Source organism: Anaerolineales bacterium (genome assembly GCA_016928575.1).
In the GTDB taxonomy this organism is placed as follows: domain Bacteria; phylum Chloroflexota; class Anaerolineae; order Anaerolineales; family RBG-16-64-43; genus JAFGKK01.
The window spans coordinates 1-19,296 of the sequence record JAFGKK010000032.1 but is presented as its reverse complement, the minus strand read 5'-3'; the positions used below and the strand labels follow the sequence as shown (position 1 = coordinate 19,296).

Sequence of the window (19,296 nt, the reverse complement as noted above, 5' to 3'; positions counted from 1 at the left end):
GGCTAACTCCAGAGTCTCGTCGGCATGGAGATCCAGGAGTTCGAGGGGGGGAATTTCTCCGCCAGTTCCGAATAGCCGTACAACGCAAACCCGTCCGCGGCGTTCCCCCAGGCCGGCTCTTCGGCGATCACGATCCGCCCCTTGTAGAACGGGCGGATGCAGGCAATCAACCCGCGGCAGGCTTCCGCCGGCGTGGCGGCGAGCGCGGATACCGGGGAGTCTTGGCGACGACCATGTTGATCTTGATCACGACGGCCGGCACTCCGGTCAGCGCGCGGGCCAGTTCACGGCGCAGCGGCAAAAGCGACCGGGATACTCCGGAGAAATGATCCTTGCTGCGCGCCAGTGACACGACGGTTTTCATGGGTGAACCGACTCCTTGCGGATCGCAACAGCTTAATCTCTCAGGTTGCCTGAGAGTCAAGGGCCGGTCCGGCGGGGCGAGGAGGGAAGGGATGCTTTCCGGCCGCTGAGAGCCAGGCTCCGATTTCCTGCGCGATCCCCGCGCCGACTCCCGGGATCGACCGCAACCCGTTTTCTCCCATCGCCGCAAACACCGTTTCGATGTTTTTCGGGAATTCGTCGACCGCCCAGGCCGCCTTGCGATAAGCCCAGATGCGATGCCGGGGGGCGGGCTCGAGCTCAAGATCGTGGATCTTGAGAAACAGCTTTTCCGCGATGCGCTTGTTGGCCGCGAGCGGCCCTTCTCCGACGTAGCGCGGGATGCGGTCGCGCAGGTCGAACCGCATGCAAAGATCGCGGATCTTCCGCCCGAGCCGCAGCGAATACGCGGGCGGCGGACCGTAGTTCGGCGAACCGCCTTTCGGCCAGCCGTACAGCCGGCGCCAGCGTTCTTCCTGCGCGGGATCCATCCGGACCGCGGCGGCCAGCGTCCGCTCGGCCTGGATGCCGTCCATGGTCAACCCCGCGGACAGGACGAACGACGCGCCGTTGTCCTTCGCCGCGCGGACGGCGGCTTCCAAATGCGCGTTGTCGTCGCCGAGGAACGGAAGGACCGGCATCAGGTTCATACCGACGGGCACGCCGGCCTGGGCGATTTTCTTCATCATTTCCAGCCGCGGTTCGAGCCCCGGGCTGTGCGGCTCGAAGGCCTGCTTGAGCGCCGGATCGACGTTGCTGAAGCTCAGGGTCACGCAGGCCCAGGATTTGCGGTTGATTTCCTGCAACAGGTCGAGGTCGCGCAGCAGGAAGGGCGAGCGTTCGATCGCCAGAAACGGAAAGCCGAGCGCGAGCACGACCTCGAGCATCCGCCGCGAAAGGCCGTAGCGCTCCTCGGCCGGGAGTTGCCAATCCCCGCAGGAGATCACGTCGGGGGTTCTGCGGGCGAGTTCCTTGCGCAGGAGCTCCGGCGCATTGGTCTTCACCTGGATCAGCGTGTTGAACGTATCCGGATCGCGTTGTCCGAGGTAGTGGCCGCCGCGGCAGTAGCAGAACTCGCACCCGTGGCGGCAGCCGATGTAGGGATGGGCGCTGTACTTGTCCCAGAACCACCCGCCGTCGACGTGCTTGTGCACGTTGAGAATTTTCTTCGCCTCGTACTCGCGGAATTCGAGGTTCATCGGCAGGCCGCCCGGTAGGCGATATTGCGGTCTTCGGGATTGAGGTACGTGACGGCCTTCCGCAGCATCAGCGGACGGTATGAAGCCCGCCGTCCGACCTGTCGGATCAGCCAGGGCGTCAGGGTTTCGGGATAGAACCGTCCGATCGTCTTCAACGCCCATCCGATCCCCTTGACCGCGTCGAGGTCCTCTTCGCCGAACATCGGCGCGAGAAACGCCAGCAGCGTTTTCACCTTGGGCAGCAGGCGCGGATCTCCGTGCGCGCGCTTGGTCCACAGATGGACGGCGACGCCGCAGCTTTTGCGCACCCAGCGCTCTTCGTCCGTGCGCCAGCGTTTGAGGATCGGGAGCGCCCGGTTGAAGTCGGTCACCAGCGCGGCGCCCGGGACGCGCTCGGCGAGCGTGTCGGCGGCGTACCATGCGTCGCCGAAGACAATGAAGCCGCGGCAGCGCTCGAGCGCGCCCTCGAAGTCCGCCTCCAGCTGCGCGGCCAGCGCCGAACCGATCAGCGGCCATCCGCCCATGGGTTTTTCGCGCGCGATCCGCGCGAGAAAACCGTTCACTGCCGGGACCGGGCCCGCGCCGATCCGCGTGCCGATCCGGTCCAGCAGGCGGAAGGGAATGCGGCGCGAAAGGTGCGGGGCCAGCAACGCATGTGCTCCGGCGGTTTCGCCGTCCAAAATCATTTGAAGGATGGATTCTCCAATCCGATCGGCGTCGGCTGAGTTCATGTCCGATTTCTCCTCGACTCCGCCCTTCCCCTCCCTAGATCCACTCTGCGGATTTGGGGAGGGGAAGGGCGGAGTTTTCAATTCCAGCATCATCCGCGCTCTGCGCTGCGTGCTTTTCCGGGAGGCATTCCGGAAACGGGCGGCGAACTTCAAGACCTTCTGTTGATCGGTTTTTCCCAGGTGGAAAAACAGCTTGAAGCACGCCTCCAACAGCCAATCCGGCTCGTTGGGGATCGGCTTCCGCATCGCCTGCTCCAGGAGCGGAAAGACTTTTCGGGCGCACGGGTTCGATACGGCCCCGAAATCCCCGAGGAACAGGTCAGCGGAACTTGTCAGGCAAAACCCCTCCTTCCTGCGGAGGAATTCTTAGGCGAAGGGCAGCGACTTTTCCGCAATCGCCGTGTTGGCCCGGGCGCAAAAACCCATGGTGCGGATGATCATCCAGCGGGTTTGCGGTTCCGGGACGGAAAGCGCCGACAGCAGTCTCTTCGGGTGCGGGGCGACCAGGCCCGGACGCTCCTCCGCGACGATCTCGACCACTTTGGCCGCTCCGGCGCGGATGTGCCGGAAGCGGGAATCGGGGGCGCGATAGGACGCCAGATCAATGCACTCGGAGTGGGCGTCGGCCCGGTTCGACCCAAGCACCTGCCGGGCCAGCGTCTTCCCCGGCGCGGAGGAGACGGTGCCCTTGTTCATTATTAAGTTGTTTCAATATGCTCATGTCCGCTGTCCGCCTTTCTCCATCATTCCCTTTCCTCTCCGCGAAGGACACGAACGCAAAACCGGAGAAACGCGACGAGTTTAATTTTTTGGAAGCACTGTGTTCTTCGGATCTTTTTCGTGTTCTTCGTGGGCGGGATTCTCCGGGACGGGCTTTGTGGATTCCGGGGTGCCGGAATAGAACCCCGCCACCGCGCTTGCCCACTCGCCTACGAGTCGGCGCAGTTCTTCCGGCTCTTCGATGGTGACGGCCGGGCCGTAACTCAGCGCGAGCGAGGCCGCCCAGATCAGATCCGGCGCCGAGAAGGTCGCCAGCGCCGAACCGTCCGGCCGTTGTTCCACGGCTTCCCACCAGAACCGGTTGTTGAGCACCAGGTGGGCCGCGGCGGGGGCGAACTTCAGCCGCCCGCGGACCGCCGCGCTCCGCGATTCCGGGATCAGGTACCGGCGCGCGTCGAAATCCTCCGGGCGCTCGAACCCCGTATCCAGCACTTCCAGGGAGTGGATCCGGTCGAGTCGGAACGAGCGAACATTGTCGCGCAAGCGGCAAAAACCCACAACGTACCACCAGCCCCGGCTGTTGGTCAGCGCGTACGGATCCACTTCGCGCCCGATCGGCGCGGTTTGCTGGCTGCCCTGGTAGAACATCCGGACGCGTTTCTGCGCGCGGATGGCGCCGCGCAGGGTTTCGAGCAGCGATGCGCATTCCGCCAGGCTGGGGTAATGCAGTCCGGCCGTCACCAGCGAACGGCGCGCCCAGGCGACTTCATCGCGCTGTTCGTCGGGCAGGACGTTTTCGATCTTGGCCAGCGCTCCCTGGGCCGCCTCCTCATACAAACGGCCCCACATTTCCTTGGCCAACTCCGCGCCCAGACAAACGGTCACCGCTTCCTCCGGCGTGAAGATCAGCGGAGGCATCTTGAAGCCGCGCACCAGCGAAAACCCCCCGCCCGGGCCGCGCTCCGAATACACCGGGATGCCCATCTCGTCCAGCATATCGACATAGCGGTGCAGCGAGCGGACCGAGACGCCCAGCTTCTGCGCCAGATCGCCCGCTTTTTGGTTCGGATGGCGCTGGAGGAGCAGGATCAGGGTGATCAGCCGGGTCGCGGTGTTGGCCATGGTCAGTATCTCCTCAACCCGCCCCCCTCTGGTCCCCCCATTCCGAAGGAATGGGGGGACGTGAACTTAGGGGGGATGGCCAGGACGAAGCGGAGGTCCGCCCCTGTACAGGCGGACGGCCGCCTGCCCCTACTTCACCGGAAACAGGATCTGAGTCTGCAATTTCTCTGGCGGAGTCTTCTGCGGGTCGTTCAGGTAGATTTCATAGCACACCCCGGTCCCCTGATGTCCATTCGATTGCATCCATTGCCCGAGGGCCTCGTACGCCGCCGAGATCTTGTCGTACGGACCGACGTGCATGCAGCTGGCCGCCTTGCCGCCGGGAATCTCGCCGGCTTGGATCTCGCCCTGGCCCGGCAGTTTCTTGGCGACCGGAAATCCGATTTCCAGGTCCAGGTTCTGCATATCCTGGTTGTAGTAGGCGATGAACGGCGCTCCGGCGGGCTGCTGGCCAATCCGTCCGAGGTAGGCGCCAAGGACGCCGTACGACCGTCCCAAAATGGCCGGCAGGTCCTTCGCCGCGCCCCGGGCGCGGAGGGAAAGCGCAGGCTGGGCGGTGCGGTTCACGATCTCACATTGGTACGACATGGTCTGATTCCTTTCTGGGATTGAGATGGAATTGCGGCCATATCGTATGGCTAGTATATGACAGATGGCGGCATATTTCGGTGGAACCTGGCAGAATTAGGGGGTGAATTTTGGGGATTGTTAAAGTTGAATTGGTAGAAGAAAGCCATCGCCGGTCGACAATCGACCATCGGCCGGGCCTTTTTTCCGACCCTTTCTTCTAGCGCTTGGCCCGCACGGCCACGTACAGATCGATTTGCGGATTGCGCTTCCGCAGGCTACGCTCGTCGTGGTATTCGAAATCGTCGACCGTCCCCGCCGGATCGTATCCGGAGCGGGGCAGCCACTTCCCGTAGGCGTAGCGCTTGACGTTGGCGATCGCCAAACCCCAGGCGAAGCGGTTTTTCGGGCGCACCGGGAACACGGCGTACAACCCGGCTGGAATTTCGAATCCCGTCAATCCGGCGGGTACGCGATCCAGATCGGTGACGACATCCCCCATCAGATAGGTGAACGCGCCGCTCTCCCTCGCGAAGCCTTGGCTGACGGCGGTGAAGCCCCAGGGTTCCTTTTTGGACGGTATCGGATGGGATTTTTTAAACTCGCTGAACCGCTTGCCTAGGGCGGGCGCGTCCTGGTAGATCCGGCTCATGGTGGTGTCCGCCGCCATTCCGAGAATTCGGATCGGGTCTTTCAAGTCCCGGACCTCCGGCTCGAACCCTTCGAGATCTTCCGTAAACAAGCGCATCAAGATGTTCGCCATGGTGCTCCTCTATGGATTGTGGATGTGGGTGACCATAATACTTGGCATACTCCTCGCCGCCCCCCCCCTCTCCTAACCCATGCCGGGAAAGGGGAAAGCGGTGAGAAGGGCGGCCGGAGATGGCCGACCTACGCCTTCTCCACCGGCACCTGGATTTCGGTGACGTAGGACATGGGATCCGTCGGCTGGGGGCCGGGGCCGCGCAAATAAATTTCACGGAACGGACCGGCGACCCGGTACCCGTTGTTGTTAATCCAGCCCATGATCGCGGCGTAGGCCTGCGAAAATCCTTCATACGCGCCCTGGTGGATCGTGCAGGCCGCGGCGGGGACCGCGGGAAGCTCGGCCGGCCGTACGCCTTCGCCGGCCGGGAAGGTCTGCGAGACCGGAACGGCGACCTCGGCGTCGAAATCCCGTTCTTTGTACTCGGGATCGTGCCAGATTCCATGGGACGGGCCGGTGGGGCGGACTCCCTGCCGCTCCAGGTATCCGTAGAGGTCTTCGAACAGCCGGCTGATCTCCTGCGGGGAAGCGAGGATCTTGCGGATTGACGCCGCCTTCTGGGCTTCGGTTTTTTTAATCACCACGTCGTATTTCGACACGTTGGCCTCCATTTCTATCTGCCTCAGCCTGGCTTCCACCCGGATTAGCCGCTCCTGTTCCTCCTGCACGAGCCGCTGCTGTTCGGCCTGCTTGAGCCGTAACATTCCGCGCAATTGATCCAGCGTAATTCCGCTTTCGAGCGCCTGGCGGATCTGCTCGAGCGAAAACCCCAAATCTTTCAGCGCCAGGATCCGGTTCAGCCGCGGGAGCTGGTCGAGCGAGTAGTAGCGGTACCCGGTGGACCGGTCGGTCTCGATCGGCGAAAGCAAGCCCATTTCGTCGTAGTAGCGCAGCGTCTTGACCGAGACCATGCTGAGTTTGGAAAAATCGCCGATTTTGATCATCGATTGCTCCGGACGGTTCGTGTTTGTCTCGTGTTCCCCGCAAGCGGGAGGGAGAACGCGGGAAGGAGGCCTCGCGGATATTTGTACACCCTCCCGCGAGGGGAGAGTCAAGTTTTTTTTCACGGCGGATGCCGGAACGGATGGAATTATCCGGGTTAAGGAGGAGAGGAGTCAATCGTGAGGGGAAAACGACGACGGACCACCGGCCTGGGCCATCGCCGCGGATTGGGATTTACGCAATGTTCCTCGGCTTAAGCGGGCCGGAAAATTTGGTGGAAGAACCGGCCGTCGGTGATCGGTGGAACCGACCGCTCCACGGACGACGGTTTGCGATGGCTGATGGTCGAACGACGCTATTCGATCAGGTTGAATTCCTTCAACAGCGCATAGAAGATAAAGAAGTTGGGGATTTGGGGCACGCCGGCGCTCGCCCAACGCAGCCACTCGTTGTCCTTTTTGATTTGAAGAAATCCGCCCTGGATTTTCACCGATTTCACGTCGTCCCAGGGCAGTTCCTTCCCCCGCGAGTAGAGTTTGTTGTAATCTAGGGCGAGCGGCCCGAATTCCAACCGGCTTCCGGCTTTCAGCGCGGCCGAGTACTTCGGATACAGCAGATTGGAAACTTTGGACTGCACCACCCTGCCCAGCGTTTCGACATCCTGGTATTTGTCGTCCCATACGTACTTGGTGTCGTCGACGAGTTGGACGGTGTACTTATGCTTGATACCGGTGGGCACGCCCCGGACGGAGTGCTTGGCGGTGGCCTGCCACACCGCGGTCACATCCTCCCAGGGGACCGGCCGCACGTCCTCCCAGCGCGAAACCGCGAAGCCCCGGTCGAACACCGCCACCGCCGACCCCCATTGATTCCAGGCTTTGGATAAGCACCAGCCTCCGATCCCGAGGCCGATCGGGGCGAGGATTCCCGGAAGGCAGAAGCCCGCGAGCTCTTGCGCCGTTTCCTTCGCCCCCATCCGGAGGAGGCCGATCGCCGCCGCGAGGAGCGCGGCGATTCCGCCGCCTACCAGCAGGACGCCCAGAACCGCTGCGGTGAGCTTGGTCGCCAGCTTGACGGGATGCTCGCTTTGCTGAGGACCCAATTCGAAAACGGACAGGAACGGGGATGGGGGTGCCATTTGCCGCCTCCGGGGACGGATGACGTTGCGCCCTTGCCGACGGGCGCTTGGATTATCAATTCACGGGAAAAGTCCGGCCGCGCGCGACTCGGCCGATAACTCTGTTTTCGGCGGCCGCGGCGGCGACCGGCGCCTCCAAAGCGGGTTGGCCACTAGGAAAACGGCGCCGCCGGCCGGTTTGTTACACCCGTCCGGAAGTCGGTCGGCGCTCATCCGGCAAGGAGCGGCGAATCGGGCAGCAGGGCGGCGAGCAACGGCTCCCGCCAACGACCGGCTGCCGGATCGTAAACGCCGAAGCCGGCGCAGAATTCCCAATACGCCCATGAAAAGGAGGCGGCTTCCGCCTCCCGGGCGACAAAGGCGGTCCACCGCGCGCGCGATTCCATATCCGCCCGATCGTACGCGCCGAATTCTCCGAGGAGTATGGGGCGGTTGTGCGCCCGTCCCCACTCGGCGGCGATCCGCAACTCGCCGCGGACGGCCTGCCGCTCCGCCGCGCTGCCGGTCCATGCCGTCCCCAGCCAGGCGTCGGAGTCCTCGACCCATTCGGCTCCCTGGTGGGTAAAGGGGAACGGGTTGTAATAATGGAAGGTGGCGATCAGACGGCGGTCGCCCTCCGGCAGTTCCAGCCGCTCGAGCGCGTACACTCCGTTCCAATCCACCGGGCCCGCGATGACGATCCGCTCCGGATTGGTTTTACGGATCTCCGCCAATGCGGCGGCGAGGGCGGCGTTCCAATCCGGCGCGGGGACGGCGTCGGTGGGCTCGTTGAGCACTTCGAATACCAGATCCGCCGGGTGCCCTTGATAATGGGCCGCGATCTGCGTCCACAAGCCGAGCAGACGGTCGCGCTCGCAGGCGGCGCACTCCATATAATCGGTGAAATGATGGAAGTCCAGGATCACCGCCAGCCCGCGGTCGAGCGCGTTCTCCACCGCCCAATCGACCCGCTCGAAGAAGGCGGGCTCGATGGCGTACGGCGGCTCCTCCGGCGCGTGCGCGTTCCAACGCACCGGCAGGCGGATGCTGTCGAAGCCGGCGTCCTTGACCAGCTGGAAATATTCCTCCCGCAGCGTGACGCCCCACTCGCCCTCGCTCGGCGCCTCGAGCGCGTTTCCGAAATTCACGCCGCGGCCGATTCGATCGTTCATCGCGAAGGCGTCCGGCCATGCCTCGCCGGTCGGCTCCCGCCCCGGCGTGTCCGCCGCGGCGGTCGCCGCCGGAGTGGCCGGGAATCCGGGAGTGTCCGAGGCCGGCGACGGAGGTTCCGTGGACCGGGGCGCGCCGCCGGATAAGGCCAGACACGTTGGCAGAATGAGTGCGGAAAGAATGGGGATTACAGACGGTCGTTTCATTAGGATTACGGGAAGCGGTGTTTTTTTACGTTTCCATAGCGGATAATACCGCCTTTCCAAGTAAAAATTTCAAATTCTTAAGTCCTGATTATTACCCGATGTTAATGTAGACTTAATGGACCTAAATTATAATGAAATCAAATAAATGGCCGCGCAGCTTGTTGCGCGGTATCAAAGCGCGCAAATGCGAAGAACTGCGCGGCAAGCCGCGGGTTATTCATCATCCCGCGAGAGCGGGATAAATCCATTGCAAAAAACCCATGATCGGGTGGTTGATTTCTTGTGCGGGGGAATACGGCGAGGTGGGAATGATCAGGAGAGTCGGGCGTTTTTTCGGCTGGTTGGGGCTGGCTTTGCTGTTGTTTACGTTGCTGACAGGCTATGGGATTTCCGATTTCCGAATCGTCACCCCGTTGACCTTCGGCCTGGTGAACAAAGCCGTCGCCCAGCGACTGCATGCTTACACCGAGGCGCCGATGATGGCGTTCCTGGCGGCGCACGTAGGAATAGCGCTTTGGGCGCGATGGAAGGACGCCCGGCGGAAAGGATAAAGAAATGAAGGGACGATTTGGTTTGTGGATCGGGATCTTCGCAGGGATGGGCTTCCTGGCGGGATGCGGCGGAAAAAGCGGGTTGTCGATGACCTCCCGCCTGCCGCCGGCCGAGATCCGCGAGTATCAGGGGCAGGATCTCTCCTCGATCGAGGCGTTCCGGGAAAATTCCATTCTGGGGCCGCAGACGGTTTCGCTGGATACCTACCGTCTGCAGGTGACCGGCTTGGTCGATCGGCCGTTGTCCCTGACGTACGAAGAAGTGCTGGGGCTTGATCTGTATTCCAAGGTGGTGACGTTGTACTGCGTGGAGGGCTGGGACGCCACGATCCTGTGGGAAGGAGTGTTGATCGACGACCTGCTGCAGGAGGCTCAGGCGCGCGCGGAGGCGCGGATTGCGATTTTCCACGCGGCCGACGGCTATACCTCGTCCCTGCCGGTCGAATACCTGCGGGACAGGCAAATCCTGCTGGCGTACAAAATGAACGACGTGGTCCTTCCGGCGGAGCGCGGCTTCCCCTTCCAAGTGGTCGCCGAAGACAAGTGGGGATACAAGTGGGTGAAATGGGTCACCGAGATAGAGCTCTCGGACGATCCGAACTACCGCGGGTATTGGGAGGGATTCGGGTACAGCAACGACGGCGATCTGGATCAGCCGTTCTTCGGGCCTTAGCGCCGACCCTCGGACCACACCCGGAATTTTCGATCTGGTGAATATCCGGTTTTCCGCAGGGAACCACCAAGACGCCAAGGCAAAAAGGTAAAACTTGCTTATCTCCTCAGCCCCCCGTCCCTGCCCTGTCCTCACACCCAACCCCAACCCCCACAACCCCTTCCCCTTCTCCTGACTTATGTCAGGAGAGAGGGAAGGGGCCAGGGATTAGGGGCGAGGATGGAAAAGAGCAGGATTTCTTTTCAATATTACTGAGGTTGTAGATACAAACTTGTATGCCTTGGCGTCTTGGCGGTCAATTACTGTGAATACGCAGACTTAATCAATCCCGCGTGAAAGTATCTGTAAGCCTGGGATGGGCCGCGCGCCGTTCCCGGTTCCAGACAAAGACCGACAATAGGGCCAACAAGAAGAAGGCGGACAATCCGACGCATACCATTCCGCCGGGGTTCTCGCCGGTGGCCTCGTTGATTCCCTGCAGTTCGATGACCGGAGAGAGCGCGATAAACAACAATAGCCCGCCGATGGCCAGCGCCAGCTTGCGGGTGTCTGTGAATTGCCGCCCGTGCCGGTGGGAACGGGCAAGCAGGCCGGCGACGGCGGCGCCGTCCGCCAGGATGATCAGGACGGTCGGAATGGGCGGAAAATCCGATTTGGTGAGCACCCAACCGGCGTAGAACAGGACCACGGTCGCTCCGAATCCCGCCAGCCCATAGAGGAAGGGGTGCGGCAGCGGTTTCGCTTCCAGGGCGGAATCCGGCGCCGGCGGACGGATCCGCCGGGCGAGGAACACAAGTGCGAGGACGGCCGCGATCGACCCACAATAGGGAAGCGGCGGCGGCGAATAACTGAAAACGGAGCGGAACAGCAGGTTGCCCGTCAGGACCACGGCGGCCAGGAGGATTCCGAACGCGGCCAATCCGAAACACCCCAGCCAGGATTCCCCGCGCGCTTTGGGGAAGATCAGATGCACGATCAGGATCGGGATGGCAATGCTGAAGGCGGCGTGGTAGGCCGTCAGTTGGACCGCCCACACCCAGGAAACGTCCGCCCAGCGGCCGTAGGCGGCGGACGCCCCGAGGTCCGGCCAGGCGGTGTTGAAAAAGCTCATCACGTCGATTCCCTCCTCGAGGATGCCGTACGCCGACCCGAGCAGGACCGCGCCCAGCCAGCCGGAGCGCCAGCGGACGAACAGCTCGCGCGCCAGCAGCGCCCCGGCCCCGTACAGCGGGACCATGACGATCCACGTGGAAGGATCCAGCCACTGCGCGGGCGGCGCCGAGCCGGAAACCAACTCGCCGACGACCGGAGAAAGCAGGAAGAGGGTGAGGACGGGAAGGATGTGTTTACGCATAGGTCAAGGATACCCGGCTTCCGGCTGTTTTTCCACCTCGATAACGATTCGCCGGGCCGGCGGGAGGAAACGAAAGCGCCGGAACGCCGGGAATCTCCGGCATCTCGGCCTTCCGCGGTTATGGTTTTATAATGGCCGGTGGAGTCTGCCCATGGAATTGCTCGGCATCGGCCCGTTGGAACTGCTGCTGATCCTTGTGATCGCGCTGATCATCTTTTCGCCCAAGGATCTCGCCAAGGGCGGGAAGATGGTCGGCCGCTGGATCAACCGGCTTTACCGTTCCGACGCCTGGAAATCTATGCGTCAGGTTTCGCAGGAGATGCAGGATTTGCCCGCCCGGCTGGCGCGGGAAGCCCAGCTCGAGGAGTTGGGCGATGTGGAAAAAGATTTAAACGCGAAGCTGAATACGCCGGTTTCCGGCGGCTCCGCCAAGCACCCCAAGCCCCCGGCCGCCGCCTCCAAACTGCCGCCGGCGCAACAAGCCGAGTCTGCGGCCGCGGCCGGGCAGGCGCCGCCCGCAGTGGGCACCGCCGCCGGAACGCCCAAGCCGGCCTCCCCGGAGGCGTCCGGTGCGGCGTCGCCTTCACCTTATGGCGCCGACCCCGACGTTTCCAAACCGCAGTCTGCACCCGCTTCCCCCATCCCGCCATCGCCGTCCGCCTCCGATTCCCGCGGGGAATCGGCAAACACGCCTTCACCGCCTCCGCCGTCGGAAAAAGACCCGTCCGATTAATCCTATCAACGGATGGAGACGAACGAGACCGACCCGTTCGCCAGGCGGACGGCCGTGCCCGCAACATTGCTTTTTCCCAACGACGGCGTTCCAGACTTCCGGACCGAAAGGATCGTGAGCGGCAGGAACCGCAACGGTTCCGGCTGGAAGTGAACCCCGACGAATTCCCAACCGGCTGGTTAATTCGGCATTTTTATTTCCCTGCAGTTAGATCGTGCGGTTCATCCCGGCCCGGATTTCGGCCGAACTCCCGGAACAACGCCGCCGTCAGGCGGCCCAAACCGGCGTTGATCGGGCTTTGCGGATCGAGGATCTCCTCGGCAAACCGGCGGACGACGCCGCGGCCGGCGGGCGTGAGGTTGTAATAGGCGCGCGGCGGGCCCTGGGGGGAGGATGCCCACCGGCTTTTTACGAACCCCTTGCGTTCCAGCCGCCGCAGAAGGGTGTAGAGCGTGCTCGCGCCGAGGGTGATCCGCCCCTGAGTGCTTTCCTGGATCTCGCTTTGGATCTCCAGCCCATAGCGCGATTTGGACAACAGCAAGCCGAGCACCCAGAAGGAAAGCATCCCGCGTTTCCACTCCGAAAGCATCCCGCCGACGGCGTCCCGGCCGCGGGTTTTCACGCCTGCCGGCCCGTCGTATCCCGCCCGAATCGTTTCAAGACTTGCGGGCAGGCATAGGTTGCCCCGCAGCGCTTTTCCGGATCCCCGCCGGTGAAGGCGGTGCAGCCCCAGCACCACATGGCGGAAACGCTTAGCGGCCGCCTCCGGTTTTCCCTGCGGATGGCCTCGCACAACGCATACCCCTGTTCTTTCGTCGGTTGGTTCATGCCGGTTCTCCTATTCCCGCCCGGTGTCGGATGGCGATGGGACACAATCCAGTATATCATAAGATGGTATACCAATATAAGATATACTATATCAGACCTTCAAGGCCCCCGGAGGGATCCGGCCGGAAGGAGTAGAAATGGAAATGCGGGGCGCCGAGACTTCCAAGGAGGGAGATGGATTCTGAAAAATGCAGCTGGCGGGAGGGTGGAAAGCTTCGGACTGGGAATAAAAAACGGGCTTCTTTTTAGGGAAGCCCGTGTTCGTGTACAACAACCCAAGCTGGCGGGAATTTCCCGATGGACCTCCATCGGCACGGCTTTATCCCCGGGGGGGGCCGTGCCGGATGGGAATTCTGCGCCCGCTCAACATGACTGCGGTTGGTCGACGACCTGGAAACGCGCGTACCCGTCGTGCTCGGCGATCTTGATATCCGCGGCGTTGTAGGCTTCCACCTGCCAGAGGTATGTGCAGGCCTTGAGGTCGACCGTGGGCGCGATCGTCGCGAGTTCGGTTTTTTCACCCTGGAGAATGACGGTTCCGTTCTCCTCCTGCAGGAAAACCCGGTAATACGACGCGGACGGGTAAGCCTCCCACGCCAGGGCCGGCCGGGCGGCGGAAACGGCCTCGTCTTCAGCGGGGGAGGTCATCGCCAGGTCAAAATTAAAAATATGGAAATCGGGAAGGCGCAGCGTGGCATCGGCGGCGATCCGGTGCTTTTCGGCGCCGGATTGCGGTCCGGCGGTGACGTAGAGCCAGTGCTCGAAATCCAGGCTTTCCACCACCAGGTCGTACTCGCCGGGCGCGACATTGGCGAACAGGTAGACGCCGTTTTCGTCCGTCTGGGATTCAAAGGCGGCGCCCAGGCATCCTTCCGCCAGGTCGATCGTTTCGCACATCAGCAGACTGATACCTGTGACCGGCTGTTCGTTCCAGAAAATACGACCGACCACGTTGGCGGTCCCCGGATCGGGGTCGGGAACCTCGATCTCCGGTATGTTCGCCTGAGTTTCCGCGGCCGTCGGGGATTGCATCGGCGTCTCCGCCGCAGCCGCCGCGGCGGCTTGCGGAGAGGGCGTGGGAATCCCCGCTTCGATGGTTGGACTGGATTCGACCGTTGGCGGATTTGCGGGGGGTTGCGGACTGCACGCGGCCAGAGGGAGGATCAACAGGGAGAGCAGGGGGGAATGGCAGGTTTTTTTTGTTCTTTGCATCGGTACCTCCTGTGGTTCGAGAGTGCGGCCGGAAAAATTCTCTTCTGCGTTCACTATATCACATTGACCCCGCACCATAAATCCTGCTCTTTTCCTAATCATCGCTCAGCCCCTCCCGCATCCGCCCTGCGAGCGACCTCTCCCCGCCCAATCGATATAAAAAGAAGGATCGTGTCGGTTCAGCTTATTCTATGCTGAAAAGAAAACCTGCTCTTTTCCATCCCCGCCGCGATCCCCTCACCTCTGGCTCCATGCCTCTCTCCTGATTTGAGTGGGGAGAGGGGCAGGCCTGTCCTTAAGCGTCCCGTCCCGAGCGCCTGTCCCGAAGGCGGCGAGGGAAAGCGGGGGGAGGGCGGATGCGGGATGGGTGAGGAGATCCAAAGAAATTCTCTTTGGGCCGATCGGTTTTGTGCGGCATCAAACGACCGGGGAGAAACGGTTTCCTTGACATGAGGCAAAAGCGACTTATAATTCCGACGTTGCCGGGGAGGCGATCGCCTTCCCGGACGCGTTCTGGACAAACGATCAGGAGCAATCAAAATGCCGCCACATCCGAAACGAAAACATTCCTCCGGCCGCCGGGACCGCCGCCGGGCGCATGACGCGCTGACGCCGCCCGGTTTGGTCGGGTGCGCCAATTGCGGCGCGCAAATTCCCGCCTACACCGTCTGCCCGAAGTGCGGATACTACGACGGGCGCAAGGTGTTCGAACCCAAAAAGAAAAAGACCGAAAAGAAGCAATGATCCGTCTCGCCCCCGCAGAAAAGGCCGTTTTCCCGCGGCCTTTTTTTATCCATGCAACGAAGAGGGCGTTGCCGTGTTTGATATGTCAACCGCCTTAGGGACACACGGATTGCACGGATGAGGAGCGGGTTTGCGGAAAAAACGGATATGCGTTAGGAGGGGGCATGCATCCTGCGCGGGATCCGTCTCCCGTCCGTGTAATTCGTGGCGCATTCCACAAACCCGCATCAACCGAAAACCATGATGCTTGACCCCAAACGCACCGCGTTCGTTTTTCCCGGGCAGGGCTCCCAGGCCGTCGGCATGGGCAAGGCCCTGGCCGATTCCCATCGCTCGGCGCGCGACCTGTTCGCAGAGATGGATTCGATCCTCGGTGGAGGACTCTCCCGGCTGGCTTGGGAGGGGCCGGAATCCGAATTGGGCGAGACCTACAACACCCAACCCATTAACCTGACCCATTCGGCCGCCGCCTGGCGGGTTCTGCTTGAAGGGCTCGGCCCCTTTGAGCCGGCCTGTGTGGCGGGCCATTCGCAGGGCGAGCTTTCCGCATTGGTGGCGGCGGGCGCGATCGAATTCGCCGACGCGGTGCGACTCGCCCGCGAGCGCGGGCGGGTGATGCGCGACGCCGGGAACACCCGTCCGGGCGGGATGGCGGCGATCCTGAACCTGGATGCCGCGGTGCTGGGCGAGGTCTGCCGGCAGGCGGCCGGGGAAACCGGCGGGATCGTCGACATCGCCAACGACAACTGCCCCGGCCAAGCGGTGATCTCCGGCGAAGTCCGGGCCCTCGAGCAAGCGATGGCGCTGGCGCTGAAGCGCGGCGCCCGGCGCGCGATCCGGCTTAACGTCAGCATCGGTTCGCACTCGCCGCTGATGCGCGACGCGGCGGTGGAATTCGCCCGGGCGGTGAACGCCGCCCGGATTTCCGACCCGCGAATCCCGGTGATCGGCAACGTGGGGGCGGCGCCCCTGCGCACCGCCTCCGCCCTGCGGGAGGACCTCAACGCCCAATTGACGTCGCCCGTGCGGTGGACGGAATCCGTGCGCGCCATGCGGGCGCTCGGGGCTGACACCTTCGTGGAATTGGGGAGCAAGGACGTGCTCACCGGATTGCTCAAACGGATCGATCCGAACGCCCGCGGTCTGGCCGCCGGGACGCCGGAGCAGATCCGTGCCGTGTTGGGGGTATAATTTCCGCAGGGGTCCTCCCTGCGGAAAGCAGCCTGATCCCACCGCAACCCAGGAGGAGGAGACCATGACGTTTTCGCCGAATCGCGTCGCCGTCGTGACCGGCGGCGCCCAAAGCATCGGACGGGCGATTGTCGACCGGCTGGCGAAAGCCGGGGTCGACATCGTCATCGCCGACATCCAGGCCGAGAAGGCCCAGACGGCCGCCAAGGAAGTCGCCGCGGCGACCGGCCGCAAGGCGGTCGGCTTGGCGGTCGACGTTTCCTCGACCAAGTCCGCGGCCGAGATGATCGAGAAAGCCCTCGCGGAAATGGGCCGGATCGACATCCTGGTCAACAACGCCGGCACCACGCGCGACAACCTGATCCTGCGCATGGACGAAGCCGATTGGGATCGGGTGCTCGACATCAACCTCAAGGGCGCCTGGAACTGCTCCAAAGCCGTCGTCCGCGCGATGATGAAAGCCCGCTATGGGCGGATCGTCAACATGGCCTCGGTCTCGGGCCTCGCCGGCCAAGCGGGCCAGACCAACTACTCGGCTTCGAAGGCCGGGCTGATCGGCTTCACCAAAGCCCTGGCGCGCGAGGTGGCTTCGCGCGGGATCACCGTCAACGCCGTGGCGCCGGGCTTCGTCCCCACGCCGCTGACCGAAACCCTGCCGGCCGAGATGAAGGAATCCCTGATGAAAATGATTCCGGTCGGCCGCTGGGGCAAAACCGACGAGATCGCCTATGCGGTCGAATTCCTCGCCGCCGACGAGGCGGCCTACATCACCGGCCACGTGCTTTCCGTCGACGGCGGCATGGTGATGATGTGAGGTGACCATGGACTCTCCGCCCCCCTCGGGCAAGATCTTCGTCGCGCCCGGCGTGTTGATCACCGTCGCCAAGCTGGCCGCGCTCAGCGTGCCGGGAGTGGTGCGCATGTCGCCGGTGCCGGGCGGGGTGAACCAGCTGTTCCGCTTGGGGGCTTCGCGCGGGGTGCGGCTCGAAACCGAGGGCGATTCGGTCTCGACCGAGCTATTCCTGGTCGTCCAATCCGACGTCGATGTGCGCGAGGTGGCGCGCAAAGTCCAGCGGGAAGTGAGCCGGGCGATCAGCGAGATCATCGGGCTCAAGGCGGGGGAGATCATCGTTCACATCGAGGATGTCGACGCGCCTCCCCCCGCGTAGCGCGCCGCCGTTTTTCCGAAGGGCGGGCGCGGGTTCCCAGCACCTCCCCGGAGGGTGCACGTTTCCATGAAGGCACGGCGCAAGGCGCGGACCGTCGCGCTGCAGGCACTTTACGAATTGGATTGCTCCGCCCACGAGCCGGGAACGGTCCTTTCCCAGCGCGAAGAAGACAGCAAGCTCCCCGAAGGCCAGCATGAGTTCGCCCGTTTGCTGGTCTTCGGCGTTTTAAAGGACCGCGCGCGGCTAGACCGCTGGATCGCGCGCTTCGCCCCCGAATGGCCGGTGGAGCAGATCGCCATCGTCGAACGCAACATCCTGCGCATCGCCCTGTGGGAGTTCGCCGTCGGCGGGCTCACGCCCGTGCGGGTGGCGATCAACGAAGCGGTCGAGCTGGCCAAGCTCTACGGCTCCGACAGCGCGCCGCGCTTCATCAACGGCGTTCTCGGAAGCCTCGCCGACCACGCCGAGGAGCTGGCCCGGGCGGCGCAGGCCGAGCCGGCGGCGAAGGGGAAGTGACCGTGCTTGTCATGCCGGCATGGTCTCAGCCGGCATCCAGGGGTTCTCCGATTCTGGCCCTTGTGAATCCCGGCTGAAAACGCGCCGGGATGACGGGTTGATACGCAACCGATCCCTCGGGGCCTGCGGCCCCTCGGGATGACATCTGCAGAATGACATCCCAACCCTCCTCCGATCCCATCGATCCCAATGCCCTCGGCCGCGGGCCGCTGCGCCGGATGGTGCGCTTTCTCCCCGAATGCGAATCCACGAACGACGAAATCCGCGCGCTGGCCGCGGCCGGCGAGGGGGAGGGCGCGCTGGTCGTCGCGGATTTTCAGCGCGCCGGCCGCGGAAGATTGGGCCGCGCCTGGCGGGCGCCGCGTGGAAGCAGTTTACTGTTTTCGCTGTTGTTGCGTCCGCCGGCCGATCCGGCGCGGGCGCTGCTGCCGGTGATGGCGGCTTCGCTGGGGGTGATGGAAGGGATCCGCCGCGAGTGCGGCTTGGCCGCGCGGCTCAAATGGCCGAACGACATCCTGATCGGCGGGAAAAAGGCGGGCGGAATCCTGTGCGAGCTGGGGCCGGACGGTCCGGCGGCGGGAGCCGTGATCGTCGGGATCGGGCTGAACGTGAATTTCGACCCGGACGGCGTCGAAGGAATTCCGGCCGGCGCAACCAGCATTCAAGCCGAGCTCGGGCGGCCGCAGCCGCGGGCCGCGCTCCTGCGCGCGATCCTGGGAGAGATCGAGCCGCGCTATGCGGAGATCCTGCGCGGCGGATCCTTGCGGGGGGAATGGACGCGCGCCCTGGAGACCCTCGGCCGGCGGGTGCGGATAGTCCTCCCGGGGGGCGAGCTCGAGGGTACGGCGGAATCGGTCGACGAGGCGGGCGCGCTCGTCCTGCGGCTCGCCGACGGAACGGCGCGGACGATCCTTGCGGGAGACGTGGCGCATGTGGCGGACAGCCGGCTGTAGGTCGTGGACTCTCACGGATGGGATTTTCCGTAATAACCATAGGATAAACCGTGAACGGACTGCCATCGTTACCACCCGAATAACAGGGTCCTGAGAAAGGCGGTCGAATCCTGTTCCGCTTCGCGGGGCGAGGCCGGGGATACTCAACGGAAGAGCACTGGGTCTACTCAACCACCATTTTTACCCTTTTCAAAACCCTGGTAGACAAGTTGAGGCCGAGAGATCATTTCTATTGCTACAAATACTAGGCATACCGGACCATAATAATCCAAATAAAAACGGCGGTTTTTTTCACATCCGACAATCATGGACGTTTGTCACTTGCGGGAAGGAAGGCGCGTATATAGAATTATCAGCAGTAGTCAACGCGTAGGGGGATTTTTCTTATAATACCCGCGCCAACGGTTCGCCGCAAGGGGGAGATATTATGAAGAAGCACCGCACCTTATGG

The 19,296-nt window shown here is 63.2% G+C and carries 24 protein-coding genes; 9 read left to right on the top strand and 15 right to left on the bottom strand.

The genetic code is table 11. The annotated features are described in order from the left end of the window. Window positions 1-2: 2 nt before the first annotated feature. The 11 genes from JW929_04570 to JW929_04520 all read right to left on the bottom strand — a co-directional run bounded on the left by JW929_04570 (window position 3) and on the right by JW929_04520 (window position 8,717). Window positions 3-170 carry a hypothetical protein gene (locus JW929_04570; GenBank protein ID MBN1438665.1) on the bottom strand — a complete coding sequence of 56 codons (168 nt, stop codon included), beginning with the start codon at window positions 168-170 and terminating at the stop codon, window positions 3-5. Then, window positions 167-364 carry a hypothetical protein gene (locus JW929_04565; GenBank protein MBN1438664.1) on the bottom strand — a complete coding sequence of 66 codons (198 nt, stop codon included), beginning with the start codon at window positions 362-364 and terminating at the stop codon, window positions 167-169. The genes JW929_04570 and JW929_04565 overlap by 4 nt, the downstream gene beginning before the upstream one ends. 40 nt (window positions 365-404) lie before the next feature. Beyond that, entirely contained in the window at window positions 405-1,580 is a 1,176-nt protein-coding gene (locus JW929_04560) for a hypothetical protein (protein ID MBN1438663.1), read from the bottom strand. After that, window positions 1,577-2,557 (bottom strand): DNA alkylation repair protein, encoded by a 981-nt coding sequence (locus tag JW929_04555; GenBank protein MBN1438662.1) that lies wholly within the window; start codon window positions 2,555-2,557, stop codon window positions 1,577-1,579. The genes JW929_04560 and JW929_04555 overlap by 4 nt, the downstream gene beginning before the upstream one ends. Before the next feature lie 120 nt (window positions 2,558-2,677). Then, entirely contained in the window at window positions 2,678-3,007 is a 330-nt protein-coding gene (locus JW929_04550) for a hypothetical protein (GenBank protein ID MBN1438661.1), read from the bottom strand. A 105-nt stretch (window positions 3,008-3,112) separates the two neighbouring features. After that, complete coding sequence (locus JW929_04545; GenBank protein MBN1438660.1) at window positions 3,113-4,153, bottom strand: YafY family transcriptional regulator; 1,041 nt, start codon at window positions 4,151-4,153, stop codon at window positions 3,113-3,115. A 129-nt stretch (window positions 4,154-4,282) separates the two neighbouring features. After that, window positions 4,283-4,741: a GyrI-like domain-containing protein gene (locus tag JW929_04540; protein ID MBN1438659.1), complete on the bottom strand. Its 459-nt coding sequence runs from the start codon at window positions 4,739-4,741 to the stop codon at window positions 4,283-4,285. Between the two features lie 199 nt (window positions 4,742-4,940). Next, the gene (locus JW929_04535) at window positions 4,941-5,483 is read right to left on the bottom strand and encodes an effector binding domain-containing protein (protein MBN1438658.1); all 543 of its coding nucleotides are present in this window, start codon (window positions 5,481-5,483) and stop codon (window positions 4,941-4,943) included. Window positions 5,484-5,611: 128 nt separating this feature from the next. Continuing rightward, window positions 5,612-6,430, bottom strand: a complete 819-nt coding sequence (locus JW929_04530) for a MerR family transcriptional regulator (protein ID MBN1438657.1) — start codon at window positions 6,428-6,430, stop codon at window positions 5,612-5,614. A gap of 353 nt (window positions 6,431-6,783) precedes the next feature. Beyond that, window positions 6,784-7,566: a hypothetical protein gene (locus JW929_04525; protein ID MBN1438656.1), complete on the bottom strand. Its 783-nt coding sequence runs from the start codon at window positions 7,564-7,566 to the stop codon at window positions 6,784-6,786. A gap of 209 nt (window positions 7,567-7,775) precedes the next feature. After that, window positions 7,776-8,717: a glycoside hydrolase family 5 protein gene (locus JW929_04520; GenBank protein ID MBN1438655.1), complete on the bottom strand. Its 942-nt coding sequence runs from the start codon at window positions 8,715-8,717 to the stop codon at window positions 7,776-7,778. A gap of 512 nt (window positions 8,718-9,229) precedes the next feature. Here JW929_04520 and JW929_04515 point away from each other — a divergent pair. Together JW929_04515 and JW929_04510 are read left to right on the top strand one after the other, a co-directional pair. Beyond that, window positions 9,230-9,472 carry a hypothetical protein gene (locus JW929_04515; protein MBN1438654.1) on the top strand — a complete coding sequence of 81 codons (243 nt, stop codon included), beginning with the start codon at window positions 9,230-9,232 and terminating at the stop codon, window positions 9,470-9,472. Between the two features lie 4 nt (window positions 9,473-9,476). Beyond that, window positions 9,477-10,145: a molybdopterin-dependent oxidoreductase gene (locus JW929_04510; GenBank protein MBN1438653.1), complete on the top strand. Its 669-nt coding sequence runs from the start codon at window positions 9,477-9,479 to the stop codon at window positions 10,143-10,145. A 322-nt stretch (window positions 10,146-10,467) separates the two neighbouring features. Here JW929_04510 and JW929_04505 read toward each other — a convergent pair whose 3' ends face one another. Beyond that, window positions 10,468-11,499: a hypothetical protein gene (locus tag JW929_04505; protein ID MBN1438652.1), complete on the bottom strand. Its 1,032-nt coding sequence runs from the start codon at window positions 11,497-11,499 to the stop codon at window positions 10,468-10,470. 151 nt (window positions 11,500-11,650) lie between these two features. Here JW929_04505 and JW929_04500 point away from each other — a divergent pair, with 151 nt between their 5' ends. After that, window positions 11,651-12,232 carry a twin-arginine translocase TatA/TatE family subunit gene (locus JW929_04500; protein MBN1438651.1) on the top strand — a complete coding sequence of 194 codons (582 nt, stop codon included), beginning with the start codon at window positions 11,651-11,653 and terminating at the stop codon, window positions 12,230-12,232. A 193-nt stretch (window positions 12,233-12,425) separates the two neighbouring features. Here JW929_04500 and JW929_04495 read toward each other — a convergent pair whose 3' ends face one another. The 3 genes from JW929_04495 to JW929_04485 form a co-directional block, all read right to left on the bottom strand. Continuing rightward, window positions 12,426-12,854 carry a PadR family transcriptional regulator gene (locus JW929_04495; GenBank protein ID MBN1438650.1) on the bottom strand — a complete coding sequence of 143 codons (429 nt, stop codon included), beginning with the start codon at window positions 12,852-12,854 and terminating at the stop codon, window positions 12,426-12,428. After that, window positions 12,851-13,060 carry a hypothetical protein gene (locus tag JW929_04490; GenBank protein MBN1438649.1) on the bottom strand — a complete coding sequence of 70 codons (210 nt, stop codon included), beginning with the start codon at window positions 13,058-13,060 and terminating at the stop codon, window positions 12,851-12,853. The genes JW929_04495 and JW929_04490 overlap by 4 nt, the downstream gene beginning before the upstream one ends. A 363-nt stretch (window positions 13,061-13,423) precedes the next feature. Beyond that, window positions 13,424-14,272 carry a hypothetical protein gene (locus tag JW929_04485; protein ID MBN1438648.1) on the bottom strand — a complete coding sequence of 283 codons (849 nt, stop codon included), beginning with the start codon at window positions 14,270-14,272 and terminating at the stop codon, window positions 13,424-13,426. Window positions 14,273-14,812: 540 nt separating this feature from the next. Here JW929_04485 and rpmF point away from each other — a divergent pair. From rpmF to JW929_04455, 6 genes are all read left to right on the top strand, one after another. Then, window positions 14,813-15,016 (top strand): 50S ribosomal protein L32, encoded by a 204-nt coding sequence (gene rpmF, locus JW929_04480; protein MBN1438647.1) that lies wholly within the window; start codon window positions 14,813-14,815, stop codon window positions 15,014-15,016. A gap of 243 nt (window positions 15,017-15,259) precedes the next feature. Beyond that, the gene (gene fabD / locus JW929_04475; GenBank protein MBN1438646.1) at window positions 15,260-16,207 is read left to right on the top strand and encodes an ACP S-malonyltransferase; all 948 of its coding nucleotides are present in this window, start codon (window positions 15,260-15,262) and stop codon (window positions 16,205-16,207) included. A 64-nt stretch (window positions 16,208-16,271) separates the two neighbouring features. After that, window positions 16,272-17,021 (top strand): 3-oxoacyl-[acyl-carrier-protein] reductase, encoded by a 750-nt coding sequence (gene fabG, locus JW929_04470; GenBank protein ID MBN1438645.1) that lies wholly within the window; start codon window positions 16,272-16,274, stop codon window positions 17,019-17,021. Between the two features lie 7 nt (window positions 17,022-17,028). Then, window positions 17,029-17,376, top strand: coding sequence for an Asp23/Gls24 family envelope stress response protein (locus JW929_04465; GenBank protein MBN1438644.1), 348 nt, complete (start codon window positions 17,029-17,031; stop codon window positions 17,374-17,376). A 66-nt stretch (window positions 17,377-17,442) separates the two neighbouring features. Further along, window positions 17,443-17,892 carry a transcription antitermination factor NusB gene (nusB, locus tag JW929_04460; GenBank protein MBN1438643.1) on the top strand — a complete coding sequence of 150 codons (450 nt, stop codon included), beginning with the start codon at window positions 17,443-17,445 and terminating at the stop codon, window positions 17,890-17,892. A gap of 152 nt (window positions 17,893-18,044) precedes the next feature. Beyond that, window positions 18,045-18,845, top strand: a complete 801-nt coding sequence (locus JW929_04455; protein ID MBN1438642.1) for a biotin--[acetyl-CoA-carboxylase] ligase — start codon at window positions 18,045-18,047, stop codon at window positions 18,843-18,845. Window positions 18,846-19,296 lie beyond the last annotated feature (451 nt).